This is a genomic window from Chitinophaga sp. (genome assembly GCF_035564935.1).
Taxonomy (GTDB): Bacteria; Bacteroidota; Bacteroidia; order Chitinophagales; family Chitinophagaceae; genus Chitinophaga.
Genome location: NZ_DATMTE010000486.1, coordinates 1 through 6,123, shown reverse-complemented (window position 1 = coordinate 6,123; position 6,123 = coordinate 1). Strand labels below are relative to the sequence as shown.

7 protein-coding genes and 1 pseudogene are annotated in these 6,123 nt (G+C 47.1%); 2 read left to right on the top strand and 6 right to left on the bottom strand.

Annotated features, from left to right (window positions below; all coding sequences use genetic code 11):
- The 5 genes from VN105_RS12485 to VN105_RS12465 form a co-directional block, all read right to left on the bottom strand.
- The coding region (locus VN105_RS12485) for a sensor histidine kinase (RefSeq protein ID WP_325641317.1) at nt 1–944 on the bottom strand (944 nt) is incomplete at its 3' end.
- Nucleotides 945–998: 54 nt separating this feature from the next.
- The gene (locus tag VN105_RS12480) at nt 999–1,436 is read right to left on the bottom strand and encodes a hypothetical protein (RefSeq protein WP_325641315.1); all 438 of its coding nucleotides are present in this window, start codon (nt 1,434–1,436) and stop codon (nt 999–1,001) included.
- Between the two features lie 32 nt (nt 1,437–1,468).
- Nucleotides 1,469–2,425 (bottom strand): heme-binding domain-containing protein, encoded by a 957-nt coding sequence (locus VN105_RS12475; RefSeq protein ID WP_325641313.1) that lies wholly within the window; start codon nt 2,423–2,425, stop codon nt 1,469–1,471.
- A gap of 32 nt (nt 2,426–2,457) precedes the next feature.
- On the bottom strand, nt 2,458–3,495 hold the full coding sequence (locus tag VN105_RS12470; RefSeq protein ID WP_325641311.1) for an alpha/beta hydrolase: 1,038 nt from the start codon (nt 3,493–3,495) through the stop codon (nt 2,458–2,460).
- 300 nt (nt 3,496–3,795) lie between these two features.
- Nucleotides 3,796–4,458 (bottom strand): sigma-70 family RNA polymerase sigma factor, encoded by a 663-nt coding sequence (locus tag VN105_RS12465; protein WP_325641309.1) that lies wholly within the window; start codon nt 4,456–4,458, stop codon nt 3,796–3,798.
- Between the two features lie 111 nt (nt 4,459–4,569).
- Here VN105_RS12465 and VN105_RS12460 point away from each other — a divergent pair, with 111 nt between their 5' ends.
- Nucleotides 4,570–4,941, top strand: a complete 372-nt coding sequence (locus VN105_RS12460) for a hypothetical protein (RefSeq protein ID WP_325641307.1) — start codon at nt 4,570–4,572, stop codon at nt 4,939–4,941.
- Nucleotides 4,942–4,977: 36 nt separating this feature from the next.
- On the opposite strand, the gene VN105_RS12455 is transcribed toward VN105_RS12460, so the two are convergent.
- Entirely contained in the window at nt 4,978–5,763 is a 786-nt protein-coding gene (locus tag VN105_RS12455; protein ID WP_325641305.1) for an AraC family transcriptional regulator, read from the bottom strand.
- 130 nt (nt 5,764–5,893) lie between these two features.
- Here VN105_RS12455 and VN105_RS12450 point away from each other — a divergent pair.
- Nucleotides 5,894–6,123, top strand: a pseudogene (locus VN105_RS12450) (hypothetical protein); the annotation flags it as partial.

Sequence of the window (6,123 nt, the reverse complement as noted above, 5' to 3'; positions counted from 1 at the left end):
AGACCTACCCCCAGGGAATTTTGTTCGCCTGTTTTCGGCTGCACCTGGTTTTCTACAATTATTTTATCATCTTCTTCATAGATCCTGATATGCAGCGGTTTTTCAAGGGAAACGATATTATGTTTGATGCAGTTTTCCACCAGCAGTTGCAAAGTAAAGGGAGGGATCAGTGTTTCAAGCAACTGATCACTGAGTGTGCTTGCAAAAGTGAAGCCATCGCCAAAGCGTGCTTTCTGAAGAAAAAGATAGGCATTGAGGATATCCATTTCCTCCCTTACATGGATCAGGTCCAGCTTCCGGCTTTCGAGCGTAAAGCGGTAGAAGTTGGATAGCTTGATAATAAAATCAACGGCTTCCTGTTCCCCGCTTTCTACCATTGCTTTTAGCGTATTGAGGCTGTTGAACAGGAAATGCGGGTTCACCTGTTGCTTCAGCAGCTCATACTGGGCGCTGAGGTTATCACTTTTAATACGTTCCAGTTCCATCGTTACATGCTGATTCTCGTAATTTTGCTGCAGCAGGTGCAGGAACATATAAAACACCAGGTTGATAAGGATACCCCTGACTTCCACCATCAGCATCACCGGTCCGAAATTAATATGCGACAGGATCAGTTGCTGGATGTAAGCCAGTCCAAGCATTACCACCAGGCCAAACAGCAGGCTGCTCAGCAGCTTGGAATACGAGATGCTTTGTTTACGGGGCTTATCAGACTGGCGCGACAGCATGTAAATATTGAAGTACCACATCAACAGTGCAAAGGTGGCGGTGATACCCGCATTCACCGCTGCTTCTGCCAAATGAAAATGGTGTTCGGCAATCTGGGGTACAGAAGAAAGTAGCCCTAAGCCTATAGAGCTGACCCATATGGTTGCCGGCGATATTTTAAAACCTGTTTTTTTCATCTGTAATAAATCTATCTGGTAGCGATAAAAATATCTCATTTTTATCTTACGATCAGAAAAAGTTAACCGGCGCCATTATCCACGTAGAGAATATCATGGAAAAACCGACGGCCTGTGTGAAAATATATAGCTGATCCGCGCAGCGGGACTGATGTTCCCGCTGCTATGGCGGCCGCGTTCCAGCCGGTAGCTAAGTTGATCCGCCGCACCTGTGGTGGTAGATATGGTTTCAACGCTTTGTACCGCACCGTTGATATAACTGCCATACCAGTACTTATTACCGGCCTGTTTAAAGGTAACGAGTTTGAATACCTCGCCGGGAACATGTGTTTTGTAGCCGTCCAGCGCGCACGTTTCAGCAGCGGTATTACCAAACAGTACACTCATGGTTTGCTGCTGCCTGTTGGCAAATGAAGTGATCACCTGCAAGCCGCCGGCGTTGAATATCTCCCGTGTATGTTGGTGATCCGGAACAGGCTGGCTGCAGGCGACTGCAGCAGTAATGAAGAAAAGTAAAAGAAAATTTTTCATGCCGTTTGTTTTAATAAGAGAGAAGATACCCGCTATTGCAGGTCATTGTTGGGCAATGGAAGATTGAATACATAATCGTTTGCACTGGCAATTTTATGGCAGTTAAAGCAGGTGGTATTGAACATGGGCGTAGCGCCGTATGGCTTGAGTGCAGTGCCGTTGAACTTTGCAAATCCCCAGCCTTTACTGTTGGCGAACCGCTTGTTGTCTTTCGTCATGATCTGCACACTGTTCAAAGATCCGGGGAGGATGTCGCCGTTTGTTTCTTCAATGCTGTTCCATACTACCTTTACAATAGTGCTGCCCTCGGGAAAAGGATTGACCCGGTTTTCCTTAATGGCTTTCGCGGCAATATCGTTGCCATATACCACGCGGATGCTGTGATTGTCGAACCGGTTGGTGGTACTGATCACCTGCCATTTCCTGAAGTCAGGAGTGTATGCCACGCCGTTGGCGGCTATGGGGTTCCCGGTTGGGGGCGCAGATCTTTCCCGGAATTGCCTGAACGCTTTATCTGCATCTTTTATAACGGTGGTATCGTGGTATACCGCGGGACTGAGCTCATTCACATATTTTTTCAGCGTGGTAATATCTTCTGCAGTGAGCCTGGCTTGCGGATGTGTGGCTGCATAGGAGTCCAGCGGCATTTTGCCTGTGAGCGCCATGTTCACCATTTCCCAGAGGAAGCCCTGCTGGTTTGCAGGAGAAAGCGTATCCCAGGTAGAGAAATTAAATCTCGATCTCGCTTCTTTTACATCGGCGGATACCAGCCAGGACACCGGCGCAATTTTATCGTACCAGCTAAGTTGGGATTCATTGGAGTGGCAGTCGTAGCAGGCGCGCCGGAGAATGCCCAATACTTCATCAGGGGCTTTGATGGGCGCTGTTACGGGGTGGTTTTGCACCGGCTGACCAATAAATTGCATGGCCGTGATCACCAATACAAAGATGGCTGTTATCCATCCTGTTTTCCGGGTGAGTATCTTCATATAACTGTTTTTTTACTGGATAGTGGTTGTTGTCAGGCGTAACTGTTAGCTTCCATGATGGCATGGGCGAATGCTTCCGGTGCTTCCTGCGGAAGGTTATGACCTGCGCCTTTAATGATATGATGCACGTGTTTGCCGGTGAACCTGTGTGCGAAAGCGGAACCGTTGCTGGCGGGAACCACGCCATCGGCATCGCCGTCGAGCGTAACGGAGGGCACGGCAATAGCCGGTGCAGCTGCCAGCTTGCTTTCGATGGCGTCATATTGCTTTTCGCCGGGTTCGGTGCTGAGGCGCCAGCGGTAGTTATGCAACACAATGGCAACGTAGTCGGGGTTTTTGAAGGAGGCGGCCGACAGGTTGTAGGTGGCCTCATCGAAGTCCCATTTGGGAGATACGTTTTTCCAGATCAGTTTATTGAAGTCGTACCAATTGGCCGTATAACCCAGTTTACCGCGATCGGTAGCAAAGTAGTATTGGTACCACCAGCCCAGTTCTGCTTTGGGTGGTAATGGCTGTTTGTTTTTTTCCAGGTTGTTGATAAGATACCCATTTACAGATACCATTGCTTTGCAGCGTTCGGGCCACAATGCCGCAATAATATTGGCGGTACGTGCGCCCCAATCGAACCCGCCAATGATCGCTTTTTTAATATCCAGGGCATCCATGAGGGCAATGATATCGCCGGCCACCGCCGCCTGCTGCCCGTTCCTGAATGTTTGATCCGATAAGAACCTGGTAGTGCCATGTCCCCGCAAATGCGGTACAATTACGCGGTAGCCTGCTGCAGCCAGTATAGCGGATACTTCTGCATAGCTATGGATATCATAAGGCCAGCCATGCAGCAGGATAACGGGTTGCCCATTTGCCGGTCCGGCTTCTGCATAGCCAACATCCAGCAGCCCGGCTTTTACTTGTTTTATGTTATCGAAAGAGGGCAGGAGCCGGGGGCTATGTTTACGGTTGCCGCTTTTTGCAGCCAATGCCTGCAGAGGAGATAGTTTTGTTGCCGCAATAGTTAAGGCGGCCATGCTTAAAAAGCGTCTGCGGTTAAAATTTTCTGTGTTTGCCATGATACTTTCCTGTGGATGCTTTTGTGCTCCAAGGCAGAACGAAAGTACCCCGGGAAGGAAATAATGAAAACCGGTTTAAGGGTGAACCGGACAGAAAAGGGGCTCATTTAGACAGATAAACGAATATGTCTACCATCAATATCTTCTAAATCAAAAAAATAAAATCAGCGGAATCAGCAAAATCATCAAATCCTGAGTCAGACAAAATCCGCGTAGTCGCCGAAGGCGGCTAAACAGCCGCAATAACGCCAGGCCATTGGTTTCCCGAAAATGGGGTATTGTTATCTCAAATGATTCCTGTTATTCCGAAGCATTATCCCCTCCATCTATGCCCAGCTTCTGCAAAACATTCCGGGTAACCCGGTCGCAGCGGGTTAAGTGAAAATGATAAACATGATCTTTCATATAAGCGTTCAGGTCTGCCCGGAGCATGGCTTTGGCCCGGTTCAGGCGCACTTTCACATTGTTTTCTTCAATGGTAAGCGCGCCGGCAGTTTCCTTTACAGACATTTCTTCGATTTCGCGCAATACGAAAACCAGCCTGTATTTTTCCGGGAGCCGGGTAATGGCTTCTTCCAATATCTGGCTTAATTCCTTGTTTGCTAAATCCCTGGCCGGGGTTTTCATATCTGTAAATTTATCTGGTGATAGTGGACTGGTAAAAGTGTTCCTGTTCTTTCGTTTTAATTCATAGCACTCATTGAGCATAATGCGCGTGAGCCAGGTACCAAGGGAAGCACGGAACTGAAACTGCGACAGGTGACTGTAGGCATTGATATAGGTGTTCTGCATCGCGTCTTCAGTAGCCGCATCATCTTCCAGAACAGATATACCTGTGCGGTAGAGGCGCTGGTTATAGCGGTTGATGATCACGCGGAACAGCTGATGTTCACCTGCCAGTATCCTTGCTATTGCTTCCTGATCGGAAACCAGGTTTACTATTTCTTCCTTTTGTGCTGTCATGTTAATTAGATGAAATAACCGGTAAAAAGTTACAAGAAAATAAAAGGTATATTTTTTTGTAACCTTTCTTTGCCGTGTAGCTCTAACCATCATACTAAAAACACATGTATCATGGCAACTATCCAACAGCTTCAAAAAACCTTACGCTTTACTTTTGGCATTGTGCCCATTGTAGCGGGGCTGGACAAATTCACCAACCTGCTTACCCACTGGGAAAACTACCTGGGCAGTAATGCTGCTATGATCCCTTTCGCCGCCGCCACTTTCATGAAAATTGTGGGGATCATTGAAATTGCCGCCGGCATACTGGTACTGGTGCGTCCACTGGTGGGTGCTTACGTGGTAATGGCCTGGCTGATCTGCATTGCGCTGCAGTTGCTTGTTGCCGGGCAATATTTCGACGTAGCAGTCCGTGACCTTGTTATGGCCGTAGGCGCTTATACACTGGCACAGCTGACAAAGATCAGCACACAACGTTCCTGATGAACAGGCCAACCGGTGTTGCCGCCGGTTGGCCTGTTACGGCTTCCTGAAATCGGAAGGCCGGGCGTGTACGAACTCATGGAATGTATCACTAAAAGAATTGATAGAGCTGTAACCCACCGCAAATGCTATTTCGCTGATAGGTTTGCCTGTTTTCAGGATCATTTCAATAGCTCTTATCATTCTTATGGTTTTAAGATATTGCAGGAACGAGATCTTCAGGTTCGATTGAAATAACCGGGAAAGGGAGCGTTCCCCAATATTAAATTGTTTGCTTACGCCGCTCAGCGTAAGCTTTTTCCCGATATTTCTTTCGAGATAGTCGGTAATGTCCTGCATCTGTTCATTATTGGTAGCGGGCAGCACAATGGGCAGGGGCTTCCTGCTTTTTTCAGGCAGGATCTTTTTTAGTGCCACCAGGAACTCAAAGTTATAGTCTTTGCTGCTCACATGTTTTCCATCCCAGCGTTCGGTGTAATTGATCATCTGGATCAGCAGTTCACTGGCCGGGTAAATTCCCAGTTTGCTATAAAAAAGATCTGCCGCATCATCGTGGGCATAAAAATAGAGCGACCGCAGCACGTGGGCCTTGTGCCCCATCCGTAATATATGCCACATGCCGGGCGGAATCCAAAAGTAATGCCTGGATGGTACCACGTAAGTAAGATTCTCAACAGTAATATAGGCGATCCCTCCTTCCACATAGCTTAATTGTCCCTTATTGTGGCAGTGAAGGGGTATCAGCTTTTCCGATTTTTCATGCATCACAAAAACAGAATTTCTCTTTTTTTCTATTTCCGGTAATGAAGCAATTAAGCCCATAGAAATTGTTTGTTATGTAAAATAATAAGGTACGCTGTACAAAAATAGCATTTGTCCAGAATGATGAAACTATTGACTATTACGGTGAAATCAACAATGGATTATCGTAATAATTTTGCAGCCGAATATTATGAACAGCAGAAGTCTTTTTTTAGCAGGAGTATTTTTCGTGGGCAGGAATTTTATTGCCACAGGCCAGGATACTTTAAAATTAACGCTTTCCGAAGCATGGAGGAAAGCAGAAGCACACAGCCGCATCATTGAAATAAACAGGAAAGCCACTGAAATTGCGGAAGAGGAGATCAGGGACACCCGGGTGGAACGTTTACCGGAAATTGGTGTAAGCGGCAGCGCAGAAAA

Bases quoted from the DNA above. Each gene is read 5' to 3' on its own strand.
- VN105_RS12465 (WP_325641309.1), bottom strand. From the start codon at position 4,458: ATGACAGCACAAAAGGAAGAAATAGTAAACCTGGTTTCCGATCAGGAA.
- VN105_RS12480 (WP_325641315.1), bottom strand. From the start codon at position 1,436: ATGAAAAATTTTCTTTTACTTTTCTTCATTACTGCTGCAGTCGCCTGC.
- VN105_RS12470 (WP_325641311.1), bottom strand. From the start codon at position 3,495: ATGGCAAACACAGAAAATTTTAACCGCAGACGCTTTTTAAGCATGGCC.
- VN105_RS12475 (WP_325641313.1), bottom strand. From the start codon at position 2,425: ATGAAGATACTCACCCGGAAAACAGGATGGATAACAGCCATCTTTGTA.
- VN105_RS12460 (WP_325641307.1), top strand. From the start codon at position 4,570: ATGGCAACTATCCAACAGCTTCAAAAAACCTTACGCTTTACTTTTGGC.
- VN105_RS12455 (WP_325641305.1), bottom strand. From the start codon at position 5,763: ATGGGCTTAATTGCTTCATTACCGGAAATAGAAAAAAAGAGAAATTCT.